Annotated in this window: 20 protein-coding genes; 3 read left to right on the forward strand and 17 right to left on the reverse strand. The window is 47.1% G+C overall.

What is annotated here, in order from left to right; all coding sequences use genetic code 11:
- Positions 1 to 35: 35 nt before the first annotated feature.
- The 14 genes from AB4124_RS11630 to AB4124_RS11695 form a co-directional block, all read right to left on the reverse strand.
- Positions 36 to 2,306 carry a penicillin-binding transpeptidase domain-containing protein gene (locus tag AB4124_RS11630; protein WP_441972928.1) on the reverse strand — a complete coding sequence of 757 codons (2,271 nt, stop codon included), beginning with the start codon at positions 2,304 to 2,306 and terminating at the stop codon, positions 36 to 38.
- Between the two features lie 18 nt (positions 2,307 to 2,324).
- On the reverse strand, positions 2,325 to 2,738 hold the full coding sequence (locus AB4124_RS11635) for a cell division protein FtsL (protein ID WP_076320630.1): 414 nt from the start codon (positions 2,736 to 2,738) through the stop codon (positions 2,325 to 2,327).
- A gap of 33 nt (positions 2,739 to 2,771) precedes the next feature.
- On the reverse strand, positions 2,772 to 3,725 hold the full coding sequence (rsmH, locus tag AB4124_RS11640) for a 16S rRNA (cytosine(1402)-N(4))-methyltransferase RsmH (protein WP_339273450.1): 954 nt from the start codon (positions 3,723 to 3,725) through the stop codon (positions 2,772 to 2,774).
- A gap of 77 nt (positions 3,726 to 3,802) precedes the next feature.
- A complete protein-coding gene (gene mraZ, locus AB4124_RS11645; protein WP_009590832.1) occupies positions 3,803 to 4,240 on the reverse strand; it encodes a division/cell wall cluster transcriptional repressor MraZ in 438 nt (145 codons plus the stop codon).
- 207 nt (positions 4,241 to 4,447) lie between these two features.
- Positions 4,448 to 5,716 (reverse strand): adenosylhomocysteinase, encoded by a 1,269-nt coding sequence (locus AB4124_RS11650; RefSeq protein WP_076320628.1) that lies wholly within the window; start codon positions 5,714 to 5,716, stop codon positions 4,448 to 4,450.
- A 40-nt stretch (positions 5,717 to 5,756) separates the two neighbouring features.
- Positions 5,757 to 7,388 carry a bacillithiol biosynthesis cysteine-adding enzyme BshC gene (bshC, locus tag AB4124_RS11655; protein ID WP_441972931.1) on the reverse strand — a complete coding sequence of 544 codons (1,632 nt, stop codon included), beginning with the start codon at positions 7,386 to 7,388 and terminating at the stop codon, positions 5,757 to 5,759.
- 188 nt (positions 7,389 to 7,576) lie between these two features.
- Entirely contained in the window at positions 7,577 to 8,515 is a 939-nt protein-coding gene (locus AB4124_RS11660; RefSeq protein ID WP_098742740.1) for an ABC transporter ATP-binding protein, read from the reverse strand.
- On the reverse strand, positions 8,512 to 9,507 hold the full coding sequence (locus tag AB4124_RS11665; RefSeq protein WP_076320625.1) for an ABC transporter ATP-binding protein: 996 nt from the start codon (positions 9,505 to 9,507) through the stop codon (positions 8,512 to 8,514). The genes AB4124_RS11660 and AB4124_RS11665 overlap by 4 nt, the downstream gene beginning before the upstream one ends.
- 13 nt (positions 9,508 to 9,520) lie before the next feature.
- Complete coding sequence (locus AB4124_RS11670; protein WP_379406548.1) at positions 9,521 to 10,471, reverse strand: ABC transporter permease; 951 nt, start codon at positions 10,469 to 10,471, stop codon at positions 9,521 to 9,523.
- 2 nt (positions 10,472 to 10,473) lie between these two features.
- Positions 10,474 to 11,406, reverse strand: coding sequence for an ABC transporter permease (locus AB4124_RS11675; protein ID WP_441972934.1), 933 nt, complete (start codon positions 11,404 to 11,406; stop codon positions 10,474 to 10,476).
- A 209-nt stretch (positions 11,407 to 11,615) separates the two neighbouring features.
- Positions 11,616 to 13,277 carry a peptide ABC transporter substrate-binding protein gene (locus AB4124_RS11680; RefSeq protein WP_339271937.1) on the reverse strand — a complete coding sequence of 554 codons (1,662 nt, stop codon included), beginning with the start codon at positions 13,275 to 13,277 and terminating at the stop codon, positions 11,616 to 11,618.
- Positions 13,278 to 13,426: 149 nt separating this feature from the next.
- Positions 13,427 to 13,813, reverse strand: coding sequence for a DUF3397 domain-containing protein (locus tag AB4124_RS11685; RefSeq protein ID WP_076320621.1), 387 nt, complete (start codon positions 13,811 to 13,813; stop codon positions 13,427 to 13,429).
- Between the two features lie 11 nt (positions 13,814 to 13,824).
- Positions 13,825 to 14,784 carry a ketopantoate reductase family protein gene (locus tag AB4124_RS11690; RefSeq protein WP_441972937.1) on the reverse strand — a complete coding sequence of 320 codons (960 nt, stop codon included), beginning with the start codon at positions 14,782 to 14,784 and terminating at the stop codon, positions 13,825 to 13,827.
- A gap of 137 nt (positions 14,785 to 14,921) precedes the next feature.
- Positions 14,922 to 15,572, reverse strand: a complete 651-nt coding sequence (locus AB4124_RS11695) for an RsfA family transcriptional regulator (RefSeq protein ID WP_076320619.1) — start codon at positions 15,570 to 15,572, stop codon at positions 14,922 to 14,924.
- Positions 15,573 to 15,914: 342 nt separating this feature from the next.
- On the opposite strand from AB4124_RS11695, the gene AB4124_RS11700 reads away from it, so the two are divergent.
- Positions 15,915 to 16,151, forward strand: coding sequence for a DUF2626 domain-containing protein (locus AB4124_RS11700; protein ID WP_006209059.1), 237 nt, complete (start codon positions 15,915 to 15,917; stop codon positions 16,149 to 16,151).
- A gap of 255 nt (positions 16,152 to 16,406) precedes the next feature.
- Positions 16,407 to 17,519 (forward strand): coiled-coil domain-containing protein, encoded by a 1,113-nt coding sequence (locus AB4124_RS11705; RefSeq protein WP_441972939.1) that lies wholly within the window; start codon positions 16,407 to 16,409, stop codon positions 17,517 to 17,519.
- 31 nt (positions 17,520 to 17,550) lie between these two features.
- Here AB4124_RS11705 and AB4124_RS11710 read toward each other — a convergent pair whose 3' ends face one another.
- Complete coding sequence (locus tag AB4124_RS11710; protein ID WP_441972941.1) at positions 17,551 to 18,804, reverse strand: extracellular solute-binding protein; 1,254 nt, start codon at positions 18,802 to 18,804, stop codon at positions 17,551 to 17,553.
- A gap of 197 nt (positions 18,805 to 19,001) precedes the next feature.
- Complete coding sequence (locus AB4124_RS11715) at positions 19,002 to 20,333, reverse strand: PhoH family protein (protein ID WP_076320616.1); 1,332 nt, start codon at positions 20,331 to 20,333, stop codon at positions 19,002 to 19,004.
- A gap of 138 nt (positions 20,334 to 20,471) precedes the next feature.
- On the opposite strand from AB4124_RS11715, the gene AB4124_RS11720 reads away from it, so the two are divergent.
- On the forward strand, positions 20,472 to 21,113 hold the full coding sequence (locus AB4124_RS11720; protein ID WP_430139176.1) for a YhcN/YlaJ family sporulation lipoprotein: 642 nt from the start codon (positions 20,472 to 20,474) through the stop codon (positions 21,111 to 21,113).
- 460 nt (positions 21,114 to 21,573) lie between these two features.
- Here AB4124_RS11720 and AB4124_RS11725 read toward each other — a convergent pair whose 3' ends face one another.
- Positions 21,574 to 22,680 carry an LCP family protein gene (locus AB4124_RS11725; RefSeq protein WP_430112716.1) on the reverse strand — a complete coding sequence of 369 codons (1,107 nt, stop codon included), beginning with the start codon at positions 22,678 to 22,680 and terminating at the stop codon, positions 21,574 to 21,576.
- Between the last annotated feature and the right edge of the window lie 43 nt (positions 22,681 to 22,723).

Below are 22,723 nucleotides of genomic sequence, written 5' to 3' on the forward strand. Positions count from 1 at the left end.
CATGAGTATTCGGGACAAACCCGGGTTAGAACAAGCTATTCCCCTCCTGCGCTGCCTGTTGTTTCAGTTTCTTCATCGGTGGATTCTTCCCCGTTAGGATCTTCGTTGCCATCGGATGATGTTTCATCAGAGCTGCTGCTTCCCGTTATTAACTCTTGCGCCGATTTCAGGGTTAACTGCACGATTCGCTGGCCATTCTCCTTGGCTTCCAATTGCGAAACAACGTAGCCCTCACCTTGAACATTAACCTTTACTTTCATCAAGGTGAGTACTTCCATGGCGTCCCTGAGCGATTCACCCTCTAAATTCGGGATTTTCATCGTTGGGCTATCCTCAGTAAGAAGATAGATCCGTTGCCCTGCACTAATGATCGCATTTGCAGGCGGATATTGCTCTTTCACCGTGTTTCCGTTGCCCAAGGTCTCAAATGCCACTCCATCCTTCAGCAGCTTGGCTTTTACGTCACTCAGCTTCAGCCCCGTAAAGTCTGGTGCTTTCAGGGAGTCCTTCACCGTCGTGCCTGCATTCGATTTTTCTTTATCCTGAGCCTCATTCGATTTGGGAACGCCCCAATAATTCAAGGTCTTGGAGACGATTTCTTTGAATATCGGTGCTGCCAGCTTACCACCGCCCTGTTCCACGTTCGGTTCGTCGATAATGACCAGCACGGCAATCTTCGGATTCTCGACGGGAGCGTACCCGATGAACGAAACCACTTGTTTCGAACGGTCTTTATATCCGCCGCCGGATTTTATAGCGGTACCGGTTTTGCCCGCAACCCGGTAGCCATCAATATACGCAAGCTTACCTGTACCAATGGATTGGTCGGCTACGACCTGCTCAAGGTAAGTCCCTGTTTCTCTTGCGGCCTCAGGAGATATAACCTGACGCACAACTTCCGGCTCGATTTTCTCAACCTTACCCGTGTTAGGGTCCTCGATCTGCTTCACCATATGAGGCTGCATGAGCTTGCCCCCATTGGCAACGGCTGAAATCGCAGCAATCTGTTGGATAGGCGTTACGGATACAGCGTAACCGTAGGTCATGGTTGAAATATCGGAATCATAAGTCATATTTACGCTACCTAGAATTTCGCCCGGAAGGTCAATTTCCGTTTTCTTCGTAAACCCAAATTCACGAATGTAGTTGGTAAATCGTTCCTTGCCAAGCATTTCGAATCCCAATTTGACAAAAGCAACGTTACTCGACTTCTTGACACCTTCCAAGTAAGTGATAGGGCCCCAGCCTACGCTGTTAATATCCCGGTGAGTTCTTCCACCGGCTCTTATGGATCCGGATTGATAAATAGCACCCGGGTTAAACAGCTTCTCCTGAACTGCACTGGCCAGCGTTACAATTTTGAAAGTCGATCCCGGCTCATAGATGGACCGCACGGCATGATTGTTAAAATTCTTTTGATTCCATTTCGAATATGTATTGGGATCAAAAGTCGGCATGTTGGCCATCCCCAGTATTTCCATCGTGTTCGGATCCGCTGCGATTACCGTCATACTGATTGGTTTATATTGGTTATATGTGTCGCGCATCGCTTCCTCGATATAATACTGGATTGTATCGTCGGTCGTCAGCACTAAATTTTTCCCATTTATTGCAGGCTGATATAAATCGTTCTCGCTCGGCAGCTTGACCCCCTTCTTGTCACTCTTATAAGAAGCGAATCCGTCGGTTCCCTTCAGCTTGTCGTCATAATACTGCTCAATGCCTCCGATACCGTTACCCTGACGATCGGTATAGCCCAAGATATGTGCAGCCCTTGTCTCTTTTGGATAGAATCGTTTTGACTCTCGCTGAAAGCCGATTCCCGAATCGGGAACCTTACCGGCAGCCTTTAATTTTTGATTCAAGCTTTCACTAAACTCTTCAACCTCGCCCTTCTTTTCCTTGTCGATCTTCCATCCCTCATTGCGGACTTCCACGCCTTTGAGGTATTCCCCATCCTTGCCTTTAGCTTGGACCATTTCACGAAGCTGATCCTCATCCTTACCAAGAATTTCATGCAGTCCTTGAACTACCTCATTCTCCAAGCCGTTAGCCTGGATGACCGCAGGGTTCACAATAACTGTAAAGGCAGGGGCGTCCATAGCCAGGATATTGCCATTCCGATCCAAAATAGTACCCCGAGAAGAAGGCAGTGGTTGGGTCCGAGACCACTTCTTCAAAGCCTCGGCCTTCCAGAAGTCGTTATCGATTACCTGCAGCCAAAAGACCCGACCAATCAATAAAGCAAAAAAGAGGGTTATACATCCCCCTATTAGCACGGTACGCAGTTTGATTTTTTTTATCATCGGTCAAAACCTCACACTTCAATCATTTTGTCCCGAGTCCGAATTCTGTGTCCCGGATGAACCCGAGACGGGTGATAGATGGATCGTATTTTTATCCTCAATAGGCACATAACCCAACTCTTTTGCCTTGTCCAATATTTGTGTCTCCAGTGTTTGCTTTTCAACCTGAAGCTGATCAATATCTCGTTTCGCTTTGAGTATATTATTGTCGGTATCATGAATTTGCCGATTTAAGTCATAGGAATGAACATGACTCATGCCAATGACGCCCATGACGGCAACCACAAACACCACGGACAACATATACAGCAGCTTTTCTTTTTGCGGAAGCTGGGAACGACGTTTGACGACTTTTGTCTTCTCGAGATAAGCGGACTGCTGCGTTTCCTTCTGTCTCTCCTGTACGGCTAAATTGCCGCGTGTGTAGGCCATGGCTGATTCTCCTTCTTCAGGGATTTTATGTTTCTACAGTTTCTCCGCAATCCGCAGCTTCGCCGATCGTGCCCTTGGATTACTCTCAATCTCTTCCGCAGAGGGCATAAGCGGTTTGCGGTTCACCAGTTTCAGATCACCTTGGCCGCCTCCGCACACACACATCGGAAAGTCTGGAGGGCACGTACACTTGGGAATGTAGCTGTTAAAAATCTGTTTGCATATCCGGTCTTCGAGCGAGTGAAAAGTGATTACTGAAACTCTTCCTCCTGGTGCAAGACATCTCACGGCTTGGTGAAGCGCATCTTTGAATGCGCCAAGCTCATCATTTACCGCAATCCGAAACGCTTGAAAACTTCGTTTCGCCGGATGGCCGCCCGTTCTCCGAGCTGCGGCCGGAATCCCTTCCTTAATCATTTCGACAAGCTCACCCGTTGTTTGAATAGGACTCTGTGCCCTTCTTTCAACAATGACCTTGGCAATTCGTCTTGAAAATTTCTCTTCGCCGTATTCATACAATATTCGTGCGATTTCCTGTTCTGGCCATTCGTTTACAATCTTGGCTGCGGTAAGCTCAGCGGACTGATCCATCCGCATATCAAGCGGGGCATCATGGTTGTAACTAAAGCCTCTCTCCCCTTCATCGAACTGCGGAGAGGATACGCCCAAATCGAACAGTATACCGTCAACTTGCGGCTGCCCGTTCTCGTCAACCTCCACTTCGTTTCGGAGCACCTCCTCCAAATCACGAAAATTGGTTTTGACAAGAGTGATCCGGTCCACATAAGGCTTCATGACTTCCCGGGCATTATTCAATGCCCAGTCATCCTGATCCAGTGCGATTAACCGGCCCTTCGAACTTAGTTGGGAAGCAATAAGCGAGCTGTGCCCTGCTCCCCCGAGCGTACAGTCAACATATATACCGTCTGGTTTGATGCGCAGCCCTTCTGTTGCTTCTTGCTTAAGCACTGTGATGTGATGGAACAAAGCTGCAGCCCTCCATTGTGTCTCATTCATGATTTTTAAGTGTAACTTGTCCATTTCAATACGTTGTTCCTAGCTGGTTATAAATCAAAATCAAAGTCTACCAGCTTCTCAGCAATGTCGTTGAATGCTTCCTCCGACTGCTGATAGTAATTCTGCCACTGCTCCTTGCTCCAGATCTCCACTCGGCTCGATACGCCGATGACAACGCATTCCTTCTCGAGCTTGGCGAACTCGCGCAAATTGCCCGGCAAATTTACCCTTCCCTGTTTATCCCATTCACATTCCGTCGCCCCGGAGAAAAAAAACCGAGTGAATGCGCGTGCATCCGACTTCATGAGTGGCAGGGATTTGAGCTTCTGCTCCATGATGGCCCATTCATCTTTGGGGTATACAAAGAGGCAATTGTCCAATCCGCGGGTTACGATAAACGAGGTGCCCAGGAGGTCACGAAATTTAGCAGGGATGATGATTCTCCCCTTATCGTCGATGCTATGTTGAAACTCCCCCATGAACATCAGGCACTCCACCCCTTAACCCCGATTCCCCACTTTGCACCACTTTCCACCACTTTAGGATAATAGATTCGGCGTCAAGAATCAAATACCTTCTAACGAGCATTTGTTTTTTTGGAACTTTCTCTCAGGACATTCGCACAAAAAACCTCCTTTCATCCCACTCGGGGATGGAAAGGAGGTTTGCAAATGATCTAAAGCTGCTGCTGTTTAGTGCTGAGCCCAGCTGTCCAAGTAAGACTTTTGCTCAGCGCTCAGACTGTCGATTGTAATACCTAGACTTTCCAGTTTATATAAGGCAACCTGTTCATCCAATTCGTAAGGAACATTTACTACGTGGTTACCGATGTTCTTGTACTGATCATTCACGTGTTTGAGAGACAAAGCTTGAAGCGCAAACGTCATATCCATAATTTCTGCCGGATGTCCGTCACCTGCCGCCAGATTCACCAAACGGCCTTCGGCTAGCAAATAAATCTTACGACCATCTTTCAGATGATATTCTTCAATATTCCGCCGAACCGTCCGAACCGATTGAGACCGTTCTGACAAATCCGGTTTATTGACTTCCACATCGAAGTGACCGGCATTGGATAAAATGGCACCGTCCTTCATGACATCAAAGTCTTCCCCACTAATGACATCGCGGTTACCCGTGACGGTGACAAAGAAGTCTCCCAATTTGGCTGCTTCGTGCATTGGCATGACGCGGAAGCCGTCCATATAAGCTTCAACGGCCTTAATTGCATCAATCTCGGTCACAATGACGTTGGCACCAAGACCTTTGGCACGCATAGCGACGCCCTTCCCGCACCAGCCATACCCTACGACAACGACGGTCTTGCCTGCAACCACCAGGTTGGTCGTCCGGTTAATTCCGTCCCAGACCGATTGTCCAGTACCATAACGGTTATCGAATAAGTATTTGCAGTATGCATCATTCACGGCAACCATCGGGAAGTTCAGAGAGCCTTCCTTCTCCAAAGATTTCAGGCGCAGGATGCCTGTCGTTGTCTCTTCCGCACCGCCTCGAATTCCTTCAAGCAGATCCGTACGTTCCGAGTGAAGGATCGTTACGAGATCCCCGCCATCGTCAATGATCAGATCGGGTCTGGTCTCGAGTGTTGAAATGAGGTGCTGCTTGTATTCTGCAGGATCCGGGTTATACTTGGCAAACACCGTGATCCCGTCTTCTACCAATGCGGCACACACATCATCTTGAGTAGACAACGGATTACTGCCCGTAATTGTCACTTCAGCTCCGCCAGCCTGAACGACTTTCGCCAGATAAGCGGTCTTGGCTTCCAGATGCAAGGAGATGGCGACTTTCAACCCTTTGAATGGCTGTTCTTTCTCGAATTGTTCACGCACCCGGTTCAATACCGGCATATGCGCCTTCACCCAATCAATTTTCAAATGACCTTCCGGTGCCAGTTTCAAGTCGGTAATATTGCTGGTTTGTATTGATGATGAGCTCATTTAACGGCCTCCTATGATCTGATGATTGAATTCCTGATCATTATACGTAAACGACCCTGTGAATGCCCGAAGCAACGTATGGGATTTCCATCAGGCGATCCACCAGATTCAATCCATAACGATTCATGTATTCCAGGATATTATACACCCTCTCCTGAGGTTTCCCTTCCGGCATCAGTGTCTGTTCAATGCGTTTCCACTGTGCCAGTGCGGCCTCATGCTGCTGTTCCAAGGCATTCCGGGATTTACTTAACAGGTAATCCATCTGCTCCAATATTTTTTCTTTATTGGTTAGACCTAATTTTAACAGTCCACTTTGCATTTTGCCAAGATCTTCTATTAAAGGCTGATATAATGCTTCAAATTGTTCCCGGGTTTGACTGAATCGTTCTTCAAGATTCAACTCATCCTTGCTGGCAAGCCAAGCCTCACGCTTCTCAGACAAACGGAGGTGAACATCCTCGAAGGACAATCCATATTTCTCCATAAGCTTATGGACGGTTCCATCAACGATGGAGAATGACATTCTCGGGATGATCAGCGGCATCTGCAAACCTAAGTCGGAAAATGCATAGCGCGTAATCGCCCAATAAGAAATCTCGCCTGGACCGAGTATCGTTCCGAGCACGGGCAGCAGCGAATCCTGCATAATTGGACGGGTCAGCACATTGTTGCTGAAGCGTTCAGGATGCTGATGCAAATCCCGAAGCAGTTCTTCCTCCGTGAGCGTAATGATGCCTTTCCGGTCTGAGAATACACGTCCTTCTCGGTAAAGCAGCAAGCGTCTGCCTTCATGCAAGTAGAACAAGTTGGCCCCATTCTCGGATACATCAGCCTGCACTTCATAACCCAAACCTGCGATATCCCTTGCTGCCTGCTGGTACGAAAGTCCCATTGTTTCGTTGCGGGTAATCAGTGATTCGAATACGGGCACTTCCAACGCCCGCAGTCCCGGATCTGCAGAATCCAGGAGTATTAGCCCATATTTGCCGAACATACAGCTGATGAGTTTAGCAAATGCCTCGCTGAGTCCAGCCAAACCGTCAAACGATTCCCTGGCCATCTTCAGCAGATCCGCCTTATATTCGCTGTCTGCCAGTTGAATCTGGAGCTCTGCCAGCATTGCATTCCAATCTTCTTCAGCAACGTCAGTATAACTAACCGACGTCCTGAGTCCGTCCTTGGCATCAAGCTTGACCTTGGAAAGCTGCTGATCCTGACTCAGCAAGTACGTATGATTCACTTCATCCCAATCATGATCCTCCCCGGCGATCCAAAATACAGGCACGACAGGACGATTCAAGCGCTCTTCCGCTTCGCGGGCCGCTTGAATGACGGTAATTGCTTTATATATGACAAGCAGAGGTCCGGTGAACAAACCGCTTTGTTGTCCACCAACCATGGTAACCGTTCCTGGCTGCTCCAAAAGTTGGAGTGATTTATGTACAGCGGGATGATCATTGTGTTTCTGATTATACGTCCGAAGGCAATCTGCCAGCGCTTTACGCTGAATTCGTTTGTCTTCCGAAAGATCCAGCCATTGTACCCGCTCTGCATAGCTGTGCTCGCCGCGGTAATCTTCACCGTAGAACCCGCTTACCCGGTCGAAGTGATGAATATAATCCTGAGCGAGACGCGAAGCGAGGGATAATGGTTCCGGAACGATATTCATGAGGTATTCCTCCTATTCTACGTCGCAACCAAATCTAGATTGTGCATGAAATTTAATTTATTCTATAACATTTTGCCTTTCTTGATTGTACCGAATGTTGGCATTCTGCGTCAAAGGAAAAGAATAGCCGCCGGCACGATGCCAGCGGCTATTCTTGAAGCAGCTTTCTCATATTCAGGTCCGGTTGTTCAAGCGTAGGCTTTTGCAACCCAGTGTCCTTTGGACACTTCGACCAATTCCGAATCCTTCACATCCAGTTGAACCGTTCCGTCTTCGCCTTTGGCAGCTGAAATCGGCCCCTGCATATCATCTTCCAGCTTGAGCCGCTTTTTGTTTGCCTCAATTTCTGGATCCGGAATCGGAATTGCGGACAACAAGGTCTTGGTATAAGGATGGATCGGATTTGCATACAGCTCTTCACTGTCTGCTAGCTCCACCATTTTACCCAAATACATAACCGCTACCCGGTCACTGATATGCTTGACCATGGACAGGTCATGCGCAATGAAGAGATAGGTCAAGCCCAAACGGTCCTGCAAATCCTTGAGCAGGTTGACAACCTGTGCCTGAATCGAAACGTCAAGCGCCGAGATCGGCTCGTCGCATATGATGAATTTAGGGTTTACCGCAAGAGCACGAGCAATCCCGATCCGTTGACGCTGACCGCCGGAGAATTCATGAGGGTAACGCGTCGAGTGGTCACTATTCAAGCCGACCATATCCAGCAGCTCCTCAATCCGCTTCTTGCGTTCGGCTCGGCTGCCGGCCATGCCGTGAATATCCAAAGCTTCTCCGATAATATCCGACACCGTGAATCTTGGATTCAGCGAGGCATACGGATCCTGGAAGATCATCTGCATATCGCGGCGCATCGCCTTCATCTTGCCCGGAGACAGCTTGTAAATATCCGTTCCGTTAAAATTAACGCTGCCGGCCGTAGGTTCATAGAGACGAAGAATCGTCCGTCCTGCTGTTGATTTACCACAACCCGACTCTCCCACCATGCCAAGCGTTTCGCCTTCACGGATATAGAAGTTCAGGTCGTCAACTGCTTTAAGAATCTGGCCTTTGCCCACGTTAAAATACTTCTTCAAGCCTTTTACCTCAATCAAGTGGTTATCCTTCATGAACCCTGCGCCTCCTTCGCCATCGGATGCAGATTCCAGCAGCGGGCCATATGCGTGTCGCTAAATTCCGTTGCGCCCGGATCCACCCGTTCACAAATTCGCATAGCTTCATCACAGCGAGCGGCGAACGGACAGCCTACAGGCGGTTTGATCAGATCCGGTGGTGTTCCGATAATCGGAATAAGCGGTTCGTCTTTCTTCTGATCCAGACGAGGCATGGAGCGAAGCAAACCTTTGGTGTAAGGATGCTGCGGATTTTTGAAAATCTCCCATTTCGTTCCTGTTTCCACCACTTCACCTGCATACATTACGATGACACGGTCACACATGCCGGCAACAACGCCGAGGTCATGCGTGATCAGAATGATCGATGTGCCCAAGCGTTCCTGCATTTCCTTCATAACGTCCATAATCTGTGCCTGAATGGTCACGTCGAGTGCCGTTGTCGGTTCGTCCGCAATCAGCAGCGTCGGCTTACATGCAAGCGCAATGGCGATCATCGCACGCTGCCGCATACCGCCGGAGAACTCATGCGGATACTGATTGAAGCGCTCCTCCGCATTTTTGATACCCACCAGCTTCAGCATTTCTATGGCGTGTTTTTTGGCTTCGGAGAAAGACATCCCCTGGTGCTTGATCAGCACCTCCGTAATTTGCTTACCTATTCGAATGGTCGGGTTTAGCGACGTCATTGGATCCTGGAAGATCATCCCGATATCCTTGCCGCGAATCGCTTCCATCTGTTTATTTGTTTTTTTGAGAAGGTCTTGTCCTTGGAAAATGACCTCACCCTTTTTTATTTCTGAGGGCGGGGACGGAATCAATCGCATAATGGTCTGGGCGGTAACACTTTTACCGCTTCCGGACTCACCGACGATGGCAACCGTCTCCCCCTTGCCGACTTCAAAATTCATGCCGCGGACTGCTTTTACTTCACCGCCGCGAACACGAAACGATACGTTGAGGTCCTTTACCTGCAAGATCGGTTCCATACCTTCCCACCTCCTATTTTTTCAATTTCGGATCCAGCGCATCACGCAATCCATCACCGAAAATGTTAAATGCTAACATCGTCAAGCTGATAAATAGAGCAGGGAACAACATCCGCCATGGATAGTACATCCATCCGGACAGGGCATCATTAATCATGGAGCCCCATGAAGCAATTGGTGCTTGAACTCCAAGACCAAGGAAGCTCAGGAAAGCCTCGGCAAAGATCGCACTTGGAACCGACAGGGTCAAGGTAACGATAATCGGACCCATCGCATTCGGAATCAAATGCCGGAACAACAGGCGCCCGGTTCCCGCACCCATCGAACGTGAAGCGAGGACATATTCTCTGTTCTTAAGCTGCATAATCTCGCCCCGCACAATCCAGGACATGTTAATCCAACCGGTGATGGTTAAGGCGAGTATGATCGTTCCTAAACTTGGTTCAAATACAACCAACAGCAAAATCGTAACGAGCAGGTACGGAATGGAATACAAAATTTCGGCAAACTTATTCATAAACTCATCGATACGGCCACCGAAATAACCCATGATGCCGCCATATATTACACCAATCATCAAGTCAATCGCAGCTGCTGCAAGACCAACGGTCAAGGAAATCCGAGCACCCATCCAAGTACGAACAAAAACGTCGCGGCCCAGATCGTCGGTTCCAAACCAATGTTCTGATGAAGGCGGCATATTCGTATTCATCAAATCATTCGTTTCATAATCATAGTTAGAGATCATCGGGCCGATAATGGCCATGATGACAATCAGGATCATAATAATCAAGCCGGACATAGCAAGCTTGTTCTTGCGCAATCTTTCCCATGAATCTCTCCAGGAGGACAAACTTTCACGCTGTATTACCTCGGATTGTTTCTCATCAGGACCAATCTTCTGAAAATCTTCAGGCTTCAAGTTTAGTGCCGCAGGATGAGGCATACTTTGTTCTTTCTCCATGTCTACCCCTCCTTCCCGCCGGTCAATTTAATGCGTGGATCCACAAATACATATACGATATCTGTAATGAAACGCGCCAGCATCAGCAAGATGCCGTAGAATATGGTAATCCCCATAATGACTGTATAATCGCGGTTTGTGATACTTTCCACAAACTGCTTGCCAATGCCGCCAATACCGAAGATCTGTTCAATAACGACCGAACCGGTAATGATGTTCGCTGTCATTGGGCCGACATAAGTTACGACCGGCAATATCCCGTTTCGGATCACGTGGCGGAACATAATAGCGAACCAGTTAAGACCCTTGGCCTTCGCCGTCTTGATATAATCCGAATGCAGTACTTCCAGCATGCTGGATCGCGTTAATCGCGCGATAAATGCAATCGGCTGAGCAGATAGAGCCATAACAGGAAGCACGTAGTCGAGCGGTCCTTCAAAGCCCATAACATTGAAAATGCCCGCTTTCTCTGCGAGAACGTATTGCAACAATGACGCGAGTACAAAACTCGGTACCGCGATCCCGAGAACCGAGATAATCATGGCGATGTTGTCAATCAGCTTGCGGTGATACAGAGCTGCAAGCATCCCCAGCAGGACACCCACAATAACAGATACTACGATCGCGACAAGACCCAATCGAAGTGAAGGGCCAAATGTATCAACAATAATATCAGTGACGGATTGCCCCTGTTTTTTCATAGACAAACCAAAGTCACCCTGAACGATATTGCCCAAGTATTTCGTATATTGTTGAAATACCGGTTTATCTAAATCATACTGCTCCATCAGCCTCGCCAAAATTTCAGGCGATGGCTTTTTCTCTCCCATAAACGGATCGCCCGGTATGGCTTTCATAAGAAAAAAAGTGGCTGAGATCAGTATGAACAACGATACAAGCATATAAAAAAACTTACTCGCCACATACCTCAGCATTTCGCTAGCCTCCTGATCAGTTGTTCTAAACCAAGCCGTCTATATAATTGTATTATTCTAGAACGGAACTGGCATCCCTTAACTTTCACCAACGGACACAAGATTTGGAAACCTTGTGCTCATACAAAAAAATCGGGATATATATGAGGTTTGAAGTGCCCCACATATATATCCCGAACCGTAGTCTTTTATAAATGGTTTACAAAAGACTACTCGATATATGCACGTGTGAAATCGATATCACCCTTATAATCCAGATGAAGATTCTTCACCCATGGTTTAACCAGGGACACACTGGAGTAGTAGTAGATCGGCATAACAACTTGGTTGTCTTCAACGAGAATTTTCTCAGCTTTGGACATCAGCTCCATGCGTTTAGCGTTATCGCTAGTTGCATAAGCATCCTTCACAAGCTGGTCATATTCTTCGCTCTTGAAGCCAGTGTCATTGTTGCCGCCGTTGGATGTCCACATATCGATATAAGTCATCGGGTCGTTATAGTCTGCTCCCCAACCGGATCGTGCCACTTGATAGTTCAAAGCATCACGGTTCTTCAGGAATACGCCCCACTCTTGGTTTTGTACCTTCACACTAACGCCGAGATTGTTCTTCCACATATCTGCAATAGCAAGCGCAATTTTCTTATGGTTGTCATCGGAGTTATGAATTAAAGTAACTTCCGGTAATGTGGTATAGCCTTTTTCCTTCATACCTTGCTCGAGCAGTTTCTTAGCTTCTTCAAGATTTTCATCGAAGTAAGTATCCGGTACCTCTTTACGGTACTCGTCGGACTCACCCTTGATACCAGGAGGAACAAAACCATGTGCAGGAAGTTGTCCACCTTGCGTGATTTTCTCTACGATCGCCTGACGATCAATCGCCATTGCGAAAGCTTTACGGATGTTCACATTGTCAAATGGTTCTTCTGTTGTGTTAAAGATATAGAAATACGTCGATGAAATACCTTTAATCATCAGTTCATCGCCCAATTCCTTCTTGATCGCATTCAGCTGATCCGTCGGAATATTCCCTGTTGGATGTCCTGCATAATCCAATTCATCGTTACGATAGCTTGAAAGTTCAGTTGCAGAACTGTTCACGATACTCATTTGAACTTTTTCAAGTTTGATTGCATCCTTGTCCCAATATTGGTCGTTCTTCACAAGCTCGATCTTTTGACCTTTGGTCATTTGTGAAACTTTGAACGGACCATTACCAATCAATGTTTCCGGTTTAGTTGCCCAAGAAGCATTACCTTCAACGGAGTTGTGAATCGGGAAGTAGGTTTGGAATGACATCAAGCTGAGGAAGTATGGCGTTGGGTTTGCCAGCGTTACTTCGAGCGTATAATCATCGGTTGCTTTTACGCCGACTTCGTTGGCGTCTTTGATCTCTCCAAGATTGTAAGCTTCAGCGTTCTTAATGTAATAGAGCTGATACGCATATGGTGATGCTGGAGTAAAGTTCGGATCAAGTACGCGTTTCCATGCATACTCAAAATCTTTTGCCGTTACTGCATCGCCGTTACTCCATTTGGCATCTTTGCGAAGGGTGAAGACATATTTCAATCCATCTTCAGAAACATCCCATTTTTCGGCTACGCCAGGCTCTTCTGAGCCGTCTGCACCCTTCCGAACCAAACCTTCAAACACAGCACTGATTACTGTATTCGACGTGTTATCCTGAGCCAAGCCCGGATCCAATGTAGGAGGGTCGGAAGCAAGGTTCATACGGAAGACTTGCTCTTTAGGCTTGTCCGCCGTTCCGCCTTTATTGGCGCCATCGTTCTTGTCAGCTCCACATGCTGCTAAAACTGAGCTGAAAGCAAGAATTAACGTCATAAGAAGCATTAATTTCTTTTGTTTCTTCATCTTGCGGTATCCCCCTCATAGATTTTAGGTATATGCTTATCGATTATACAACCAGTGGTCAAAAAAATCCAGAAATCAATAAATTGAAAAATCTGCCTGACCCAAAGATCAAACAGATTTATCATAAAATTCTAGTTATTAGATTATTCTTACATCATCTTAATTATGTAGGAGAGGACACCAAAAAATGTGAATATGATATACCCGAAACTCATGCTGACAAACCCGAGGCGCCACACGGCGCGCAGCAGCCTTTTACCATTAACCTTGCCTTTCCAGCGGTTCTGCGCACTGCCGATCAGCCCCGCTGCAATGAGCAGCATGAGGAGTATGAGATAGAAACCGAATTTGGACTGGAATATATTATTAAACAAGGCGGAGACCGAAAACAGCATAAAAAATGTGGTAACATCCATGGCCAGCTCCAGCGCTTGCTTTCGATTTTTATTTCTTTGCAAGACAATGAAATAAACCAGTAAAAACGGAATGAACGGAAAAGAACTTAATGTTTGAAACAGCCCCTGCAAGAAACCCATGCTAAGACCCCCTATGTATTCATCCCCTCGATGAGCTGCGTGACCAGCTCGTGTGTTGGAACAGAAATGCCATATTTTTGGCCCAAACGGACAATACTTCCGTTAATCCAGGCAACTTCCGTCGTTCTGCCGTCCATTACATCCTTAAGCATGGAGGACGTGTTACCTGAAGTCGATTGGCAGACGGATATAACCCATTCCCACAGCCCGCTTCCGTAAGGAATTCCACCCGCTTCATATACGGCGATGCCTTCATGATATAACTGCTTCATGAGCCTGACTCGTTCAGGGGAAGATAACAGCGCTCCGTTAGGAATCCGCCACAATGCAGTCAATGGATTAATGACTGCGTTCATCAACAGCTTGCGATAAATCATCTCATCCATTTGATTCGACAAAAAAGCTTCAAATCCTGCTCTATTCAGCTGTTTAACCAGTTCAATTTCATGATTTTCTTGAGAGAAAGGATCTAATGGGCTCCCAGCGGGCATCATTTTGCCGATTGTCGTCGTTCCATGACCGGCATGCAAAACAGAGACGCTGCTTGAACGCTTGGCCCCTTCCGTAGTAATGGCAGCGTAGATCGTCCATACCGGCAGCAGGTCTTGAAGCCGCTCCAAATGGCCTGTACCGTTCTGAAAACATATTAGTCTCCGATGTTCTTGACCATATTGAGCCAGCATCTCCGTTGCCATCTCTTCAATCCCTTGCTGCTTCAGCATGAGGAAAAGATAATCCGCATCGCCAGCGCCACCCGACTGCGCAAAGGTTGACCATGAACAGACCGAGAACGCATGGGCGTCAACGACCTGGTGCTGCCCCTTCTCCTCGATGGTTATGCCGGAAGCCCGAAGCTTGTCCGCCTGCTCCTCGCTTCGGCACCATAACGTGATACGGCACCCTGAATTCGCAAGTTTACCCGCATATAATAGCCCCAATGAGCCAGCTCCGATAATATGGATATTCATCATAATCCCCCATTATTGTAATCAACCACGAAGTACTAGTCCTAGTATATATCAGAATAATCCTCGATACGCACAAATAACCCGCCAAAGCGCATGGAATGCACTAATGCGGGTTACGGCTAGAGCAAGATAACCTTTACCTATTCGATTCGTTCCAGATTACCGTTTGCGTCCATTTTGAAGCGTGTTTTAAGCTCCTCGTCTTCTTCATTTAAGAAAGCAAGTCTGCGTGCCCGATCCATGATCTGAATCAGTGCCTTATAATCGTCATTGACCACATGATAGTCCGTTTTCACTTCGCTGACTTCCTTCAATAACCTTTGATTCTCACTGCGGAGTCTTGAAAGCTCATCCTCTTTTTCACGCAAGTTCTTCTCAAGCAATTTATACTGACGTGAACTTTCCTGAAGCCCGCCCTTCCACTGACGAAGGAAACGGATAACGGCATCGATGGACAGTGTTTCTTCACTTGCACCATCATTCTTATAGACATCGTGCTCCAGTTCCGGAGCAGCCAAGCCGGCAACCTGCGGTCCACTTACCGAAGGCTGTTTTTTATAATAACTTCTCTTTTGACGCTGAGATTTCGCCAAGCTAATAGCATCCTCATATTTCTTGCGAACGCAGCTATTCCAACGAAATCCACATGCTGCCGATGTCCGGCCGATTCTTTCTCCCACTTCCTCAAAGGCAGCCAATTGGGTGCTGCCCTCACGAATATGACGAAGAGTCACCTCCGCCAATATTAGGTCGTCCTCTGCACTCCATGCATCCTGTCTCACTGCTGACATACCACAAAACCCTCCTAACGACATCCTAAAATAACCGTCTTCAATACCGTAAATCGGCTGCTGAATAGGGTATAAAAACTGCTTAATTCATTTCTATGCCTCTCATAGAGTTCATAGAATCTATTTGATACTAAAATGTATTTCCATTTTGAATACAGATCATACTCTTACGAAGGGAAAAGGGGGAGATTCGTCCAAATTATTCACGAATTCAATGTCTTACTTCTGGTTAATAATAAAAAATAAAGGGTTTTCTTGAGTTAGGCGTTTACACGTTTTTGCCATAACGCTATAATGTTGATAGCAGCATTATGTGCGTACATACGAGAGGAGGATATAATCGTGGCACGGATGTTTCGAGTCCTTGGCTTTTTCACCCTGACTATCGGGTTGATGGCCTTTGCCGGAGATCATATTGAAATGGCACTGCTTTTCTTCCTGCAGACTGCATTTTTCGTGATCCTGGGATATTTGAAATTCACGGAGAGAACCTATATTCTTCTCTTCTGGGCTTATATGATCGTGACCTTCACAGGCTTTAGCTATTGGACGGTCTTCATTATGGGCAAACCACTCTAATAGGTAAATGGTGCAAGCGATGCTTGAAATCCACCGGCGCTCAACCTGGACAAACAGAGGCCCGCTGGTGGATTCTCCTTGCAATTAGAGAACGAGAGTACTTAAAAGAGCGATCAGGTGCTTTAGCGGCCAGATCGCTTTTTTAGTGCCTGAAGGTTGATAATTAAGTCGTATACGTCATATATTGGTTAAAATGAAGGGACAGACAGTGGTTGGAATCCTTTCGACTAACAACCATTCAAGGAGGACTCCCGTTTGAATGTACGAGTAAAAAAAACTCTCCTCCCGGTCATGCTGTGTATAACCCTGTTATTCTGCTTCATAGGGACTCCCGCTCTGGTATATTCCGAGCAGGATGTAAGCCCGGTTATGCCTGATTCGGAAGAGGCACGCAAACTTCTGGAGGACAGTCTCTCCATCGTGGAGATCGACCATGAAATCGAACGGATAACCAAACGCATCGCCGAATTGCAGCTACTTCAGAGCGAATTGCAAATCAAAATTCAGGATATGGGCTTGCGTATCGAAGACCGGCGCGATCGGGCTGGAGCTGTTCTTCGGTCTTATTACATGGGTGAACGTGATCATTTATTCTTTATGCTGTTGTCTGCAAAAGACTTAGCCGGTTTATTCCGGATCATGGACTTTTACGATATGATCATTCAAAATGACCGGGATACACTTGCGGTATATAACAATCAGTATCGCTCCCTTGCCTCCGCTCAGGCTGAAGCGGCACGCAATACTGCTCAACTCGCCGAAGTAAAGGACAGCCTTGTCGAGCAGCGTGAACGAGTGCTGGCGCTTGAACAGCAGGTTGACGGAGCACTGACAGCCAGCGGCAACCCGGATGCTATGAAGAAGTTGATTGAGGAATTCACCCTTTATTGGGAGAACGTGGGGCTGTACGAAGTAAAGCGCCATTTCCAGGCTCTGGCTAACGCCATGGAAAACTTGCCGCAATTCGTCCAAGGAAGTAAGAATATGCTGAAAACAAACGGCAAGGAGTACACCATCGATATCCATGAAGACGATCTCAACGCATTTTTAAGATCCGAAGATGAAATCTTTAACAGTTTTGCTTTCCATTTTAACGATGGAAAAGTAATAGCTTCGGGTGAGAGCGGAAATCTGTCGCTGCTGATTGAAGGAAAATACACCGTGATCAACGAACCGGAGAATGCCATCATGTTTCAAGTCGACAAACTTGTATTCAATCGACTGGAATTGCCTGACACCACGCGCAAAGCCCTGCAGGACGAATTCGACATGAATTTTTATCCTAAACAGTTGGTGTCTTTCTTAAAAGCAACACAGGTATCCAGCCAAGATCAAAGATTAGTGGTCAAAATGGAGCTGGATTTATAGAAAAAAGCTGCCCTTCACTTGGGCAGCTTTTTTAAGGTTGAGGAGACGAGTACAATTCCATATATTGTTGGATCGTGATTTCGCCAAGCAGCAATCGATTTGCTGCTTGGCTATATGTTTGAAAACCTTCCGAATCACCAAAATTCAAAGCGGCCGGCTCATTTCGAGAGAGCAGCACCTGGGCTGGAACGGCCGCTTTTTGCCAAATGCCCCGATCACTTAGGTTTGTACCCATGACATACAACTCGGAAATAACGGGCAGCGTTCCTGCCGCTCTGCTCCATTCACGCTGCATCGCTTTGCCAGTCATATACGTAATCCATTTCATGGCAAGCGCCGATGATTCCGTGTGTGCGGCAACCGCAAAACTTCGAGTTCGGACAACCGGTGTATCCAGATGCGCCTTCCCCATTGCCAATGCAAGTGACACTCCAACGTCCTCTTGATCTGAAAAGCTCGAATACGGCCCAATGACCACGGCTGCTTCCACCTTACCGGAGATGGTCGACTCTTCGCCATTAACGTCTGCCTCTGTCGATCCTTGCGCTGATTCTGTCACTCTTCCATGATTGCGAATCAGCATATCGAGCACCTCTTGATCCGGCTTGGAGGGATCACCTTCGAGCAAATGAACCGCCGCACCGAACGCATAAGGATCATTCCAGTCAAATGAGAGGACAGGGCTTACCTTATGCCGCTCCAAATATTCCTGCCACGCCTGACGGCTCTCTGGCACTTTAAATGGTTCGCCGCCCTTTCCCTTGGTCTGCCAAGTCATAATATAGGGGTCTATATCAAACGGCATTCCCCATTGATACCCGTTCCACTGCAGCGGCGGCAGAAGACCATTCAAGATATCTTCGCCTGGCATTGTGCCTTGAGAAGCATCAACAGGCAGTAAGCAGCCACTCATTGCAAGCGCTTTAATAAGGTGTGAATCCGTTAATACAATATCAGGCCCTTCACCAAGGGACATCTCGAGCAGAAACGACTCTTTCTGTGTTTCACTCGTTTCCAGAGGCGTGATTTCAATCTCAGCACCGGTCTCTTCCATAAAAAGCTCATTAAGAGCTTTAAGTTGTCTCAGTTCATCCGGGTTTAACTGAACACCGACCTTGATCGGGCCCAGATCAGTCTCCGGTACCTCCGGTCTTTGCTGCGGAGGTTTCGGTTCATCCCCCGGGGGCTCTCGTCTAGTATGGTGAGTGAAGTCAAAGCTGGGAGATAAACTGGATAAAGACAACAGTAAAATGGCAAATAAGAACCAATATTTCTTCCGCTTCATATCCCATCTTCACTCCTTCAATAGTCGCACGCCCTTATTTTACCAAACTTCTAGTGCTCTTGTCCTATCTTTTTTGTTAATTATCTAGTCCATATTTTACTAATTAACGATGGGAAGGAAAAAAGACTGTCCTATGAGTCTTGAACAGTCTTTATCATACAATTTACTTTGCGTTATCATTTCTCGGGAAATATATATTACAACAAGTCGGCAGCCAACTGAGCCAGCTTGGATCGTTCCCCTTTTGTCAACGTAATATGCCCGCTCAGATTTTCTTGCTTGAAGCGTTCAACCACATAGGTTAGCCCATTACTCACAGCATCCAGGTAAGGATGATCAATCTGCTCCGGATCTCCCATCAGGATCACCTTACTCCCTTCTCCCGCCCGGGAAACAATCGTCTTGACCTCATGACGGGATAAGTTCTGGGCCTCATCCACAATGATGAACTGACCTGGTATCGAGCGGCCCCGGATATAAGTCAGAGCCTCCACCTGGATGCTGCCAAGCCCCATCAATATTTTATCGATATCACCCGATTTTTTGGTGTCGAACAAATATTCCAGATTGTCATATATCGGCTGCATCCATGGTCTTAATTTCTCTTCCTTTTCGCCAGGCAAATAACCGATATCCTTCCCCATTGGAACGACCGGACGCGCAATCAGCAGTTTTTTGTATTTATGCTCATCCTCCACCTTGGAAAGGCCTGCTGCCAAAGCCAACAAGGTTTTTCCCGTTCCGGCCTTCCCGGTAATGGTGACTAGCGGAATCTCGTCATTCAGAAGAAGCTCAATCGCCATACGCTGTTGGGCGTTACGGGCGCTGATGCCCCAAACAGGTTCATTGCTTAAATGAAGGGGCTCCAATCTAGTTGCATCCTCATTTACATGAAGGAGGGCAGACTTTCCTGACCCCATCTCATCCTTCAGGATAACAAATTCATGGGGATAAAGTGGATAAGACAATTGAAGAGGTTTAATCGGCAAATAACGATAGCTGTAGAATTCGTCAATCACCGAAGGGTGAACCTTTAAGGTAGAGAATCCAGGATATAATTCACTGGGATCGGCTGTACGGTCCGATAGATAATCCTGTGCCGTTAATCCGAGCACATCGGCCTTAATTCGAACAAGCACATCCTTGCTGACCAGAACGACAGGTCTTCCGCCCTCCTTCGGCTCCTCCTCCAATTTATAATTTAACGCGACAGCCAAAATCCGGTTGTCGTTGGATGCTTCGCTAAATAACTCCTGTACCTTGACGAAGCTGCGATGATTCAGCTCGACCTTCAACGTCCCGCCGTTCTCCAAAAGAACTCCGTCATGAAGATGGCCTTGTTCTCTTATACCATCAAGTAATCGGGAGACCGTACGGGCGTTGCGGCCGATTTCATCCGCATTTCGTTTCTTCGAGTCAATCTCTTCAAGAACCACCGCAGGAATGATGACTTCATGCTCATCGAATGCATAAATCGACTGAGGATCATGAAGTAATACGTTCGTATCCAGCACAAATATTTTTTTCATCTTATCCCTCCACTGCTTCTTCATCAGGTACACACATAAACCTTTCTGTCCCGGACATAATAAGCGTAGCGACTGAAGTCATTTAGTGAACTCTACTACGAAAGGACAGATCAATCCATGAGAGCTGCTCTATCCATAATGCTAACGGTGTTGTTGCTCGCAGGCTGCGGGACCGCCAATCACAATGCATCACCCTCTCCTCGTGGTAAAACCAATGGTACTACTGCTAACAGTGTTCACAACATGAGCGGGAACAGAGGTTATACCACTAACAATGTAGACGGCCGGACTCCGGATAACACGAATACGGGACGAGTTGGCAACGTAAATGATAACAACGGACGAGTCGACGCTACAACCGCGAATCACCTGAAATCACTTGCCGAGAGGGTGCCCGGCGTTAAAAACGCGAACTGTGTTGTCATGGGAAAAACGGCTGTTGTTGGACTTAATGTAGATGGAAATTTAGATCGTGCGGAAGTCGGAACCATAAAATACACAGTCGCGGAAGCCCTTCAAGCCGATCCGGCAGGTGCCAATGCACTTGTTACGGCCGATGTGGACGTTGCAAACCGGATTGCCGATCTTGGTCGGCATATTCAGGAGGGGCATCCTGTTTCAGGACTTGCCAGTGAACTTGCTGACATCGTAGGTCGCATCATTCCTCAGCTGCCTAAAGATGTAACGCCGCGAGACGGGAATGTACAGCAAAAGGGTACTCCCTCGGTTAAACCGAATAACCGAGGGAATGCACCAGCCAACCCGCACCATAATAAATAGAACTTCTTGAAGGTAAACTCACGAATCAGCATAAGACAAATCCTGTCATAACCCGAGTTTGCCTGTCACCTAACCCCAAATTTCATACAAAAAAGCCCAGTGAAGCTCACTGGGCTTTTTTTAAGGTCATAACAACGCGACTAACGAGCATTTCTGCTTCGCCAGTGACATGACCCGTATCATATTCGGAGTTCTGTAGCCTGTTTGGTGTGAAATTGACACCCATGTCGAATGAACACGCCTGAGAAGACATGGAATCAGAAGGATGACATCTGAAAGGCTCCCATCCCCAAATGGAATCTGCTCGAACAAATGCATGGGCAGGTTTATCCGTCTGCCGATTACAGATCAATGGGTGTGTCGTATGCATCATAAGGTAGGACATGCCTTCGGCCTCCTGTACAATGATCTCCATCTGATACATTGTATTATAGCATACAATAAAACTTGCCTTCAATTGTCACGGAGTTGTTGCAGAATCCGCTTCTGTCCCCTGCTCGCCGGCGTTATGCTTGCCAGCAAGCTCGTCTTTCAGCGCTTGTCTAGCTGCATCCAGTTCGCTGCTGCTTATATATACATAAGGGCTCTTCCAATTGCCTGTAACCGGCATGAATTTCACATCATCTTTTCCGATATCATAATAAGTCGCAATCAAATTTCGAATCTGCTCCTGCTCGAAATCAGTGGTCATGTTATCGCTGACCGCATCTAGAGCATTGCCCACCTTCGCAACGCCTCCAAGCGTCTTCATCTTATCGAGCAGGGAATGCAATACTTCGCTTTGGCGAGCATTACGTTCAAAATCGCTTGACTCCTTCGTTTTCGGCGAACAGCTTTTACTCGATTTACGGTAACGAACATAATCCAGCGCCTTCTTGCCATCCAGTTTCTGAGGACCCACAGTGAGGTTAATGTCGGTCCCGTCGGCAGTATCGCGGTAACACATATTGTATTGAACGTTAACATCTACGCCACCAAATGTGTCCACCACATCACGGAATCCCTGGAAATCGATAACCGTTACATAGTCGATATTAACGCCAAGATACTTGCTCATCATAACTTTCATTTCTTCTTCAGCTGATATGCCGCTGCCCGGTTCCTTTTTCTCCGCAGCATTGTAGGCCGCTTTAAACCTTGGGTAATACGCGTTCAGTTTACTCGCTTTGTATCCTTCGAGTTCAATCAGTGTGTCCCGCGGCAGGGAAACCAGCGTCGACGTATTAGTTTCCGGATGCATGGTGGCAACCATGACCACATCCGTCAAGTAAGTTCCCGTCTCCGGGCGATGATCCGTTCCCAAGAGAAGCACCGTAATCGGTTTTTCTTTTGCAGATTGTCCTGGAGCTACAGGTTTATCAATCCCGCTTTTCTCAATGATCTCATTACCCTTCAAGAGCAAGTACCCGGCATAACCTGCTGCAGAGATTACTGCGATTAACAAGACGATAAGAATGAATTTAAAAAATGATTTCCATGCGCTTTTTTTCTTTTTTGGAACTGGCTGTTTCTTGCCCTTCCCCCCATTTTTGGCTCTCGGAGGGAGATTGGTATGAGTAGGTTTCATATCATAACACCTTATTTCATTCAAATTAGATGAATGTCCGATA

It is taken from the genome of Paenibacillus sp. 2KB_20, from assembly GCF_052115765.1.
In the GTDB taxonomy this organism is placed as follows: Bacteria; Bacillota; Bacilli; order Paenibacillales; family Paenibacillaceae; genus Paenibacillus_AQ.

Coding starts and splice junctions, on each gene's coding strand:
- AB4124_RS11630 (WP_441972928.1), bottom strand. CDS start 2,306: ATGATAAAAAAAATCAAACTGCGTACCGTGCTAATAGGGGGATGTATA.
- AB4124_RS11635 (WP_076320630.1), bottom strand. CDS start 2,738: ATGGCCTACACACGCGGCAATTTAGCCGTACAGGAGAGACAGAAGGAA.
- mraZ (WP_009590832.1), bottom strand. CDS start 4,240: ATGTTCATGGGGGAGTTTCAACATAGCATCGACGATAAGGGGAGAATC.
- AB4124_RS11650 (WP_076320628.1), bottom strand. CDS start 5,716: ATGAGCTCATCATCAATACAAACCAGCAATATTACCGACTTGAAACTG.
- bshC (WP_441972931.1), bottom strand. CDS start 7,388: ATGAATATCGTTCCGGAACCATTATCCCTCGCTTCGCGTCTCGCTCAG.
- AB4124_RS11660 (WP_098742740.1), bottom strand. CDS start 8,515: ATGAAGGATAACCACTTGATTGAGGTAAAAGGCTTGAAGAAGTATTTT.
- AB4124_RS11665 (WP_076320625.1), bottom strand. CDS start 9,507: ATGGAACCGATCTTGCAGGTAAAGGACCTCAACGTATCGTTTCGTGTT.
- AB4124_RS11670 (WP_379406548.1), bottom strand. CDS start 10,471: ATGGAGAAAGAACAAAGTATGCCTCATCCTGCGGCACTAAACTTGAAG.
- AB4124_RS11675 (WP_441972934.1), bottom strand. CDS start 11,406: ATGCTGAGGTATGTGGCGAGTAAGTTTTTTTATATGCTTGTATCGTTG.
- AB4124_RS11680 (WP_339271937.1), bottom strand. CDS start 13,277: ATGAAGAAACAAAAGAAATTAATGCTTCTTATGACGTTAATTCTTGCT.
- AB4124_RS11685 (WP_076320621.1), bottom strand. CDS start 13,813: ATGGGTTTCTTGCAGGGGCTGTTTCAAACATTAAGTTCTTTTCCGTTC.
- AB4124_RS11690 (WP_441972937.1), bottom strand. CDS start 14,784: ATGATGAATATCCATATTATCGGAGCTGGCTCATTGGGGCTATTATAT.
- AB4124_RS11695 (WP_076320619.1), bottom strand. CDS start 15,572: ATGTCAGCAGTGAGACAGGATGCATGGAGTGCAGAGGACGACCTAATA.
- AB4124_RS11710 (WP_441972941.1), bottom strand. CDS start 18,804: ATGAAGCGGAAGAAATATTGGTTCTTATTTGCCATTTTACTGTTGTCT.
- AB4124_RS11715 (WP_076320616.1), bottom strand. CDS start 20,333: ATGAAAAAAATATTTGTGCTGGATACGAACGTATTACTTCATGATCCT.
- AB4124_RS11720 (WP_430139176.1), top strand. CDS start 20,472: ATGCTAACGGTGTTGTTGCTCGCAGGCTGCGGGACCGCCAATCACAAT.
- AB4124_RS11725 (WP_430112716.1), bottom strand. CDS start 22,680: ATGAAACCTACTCATACCAATCTCCCTCCGAGAGCCAAAAATGGGGGG.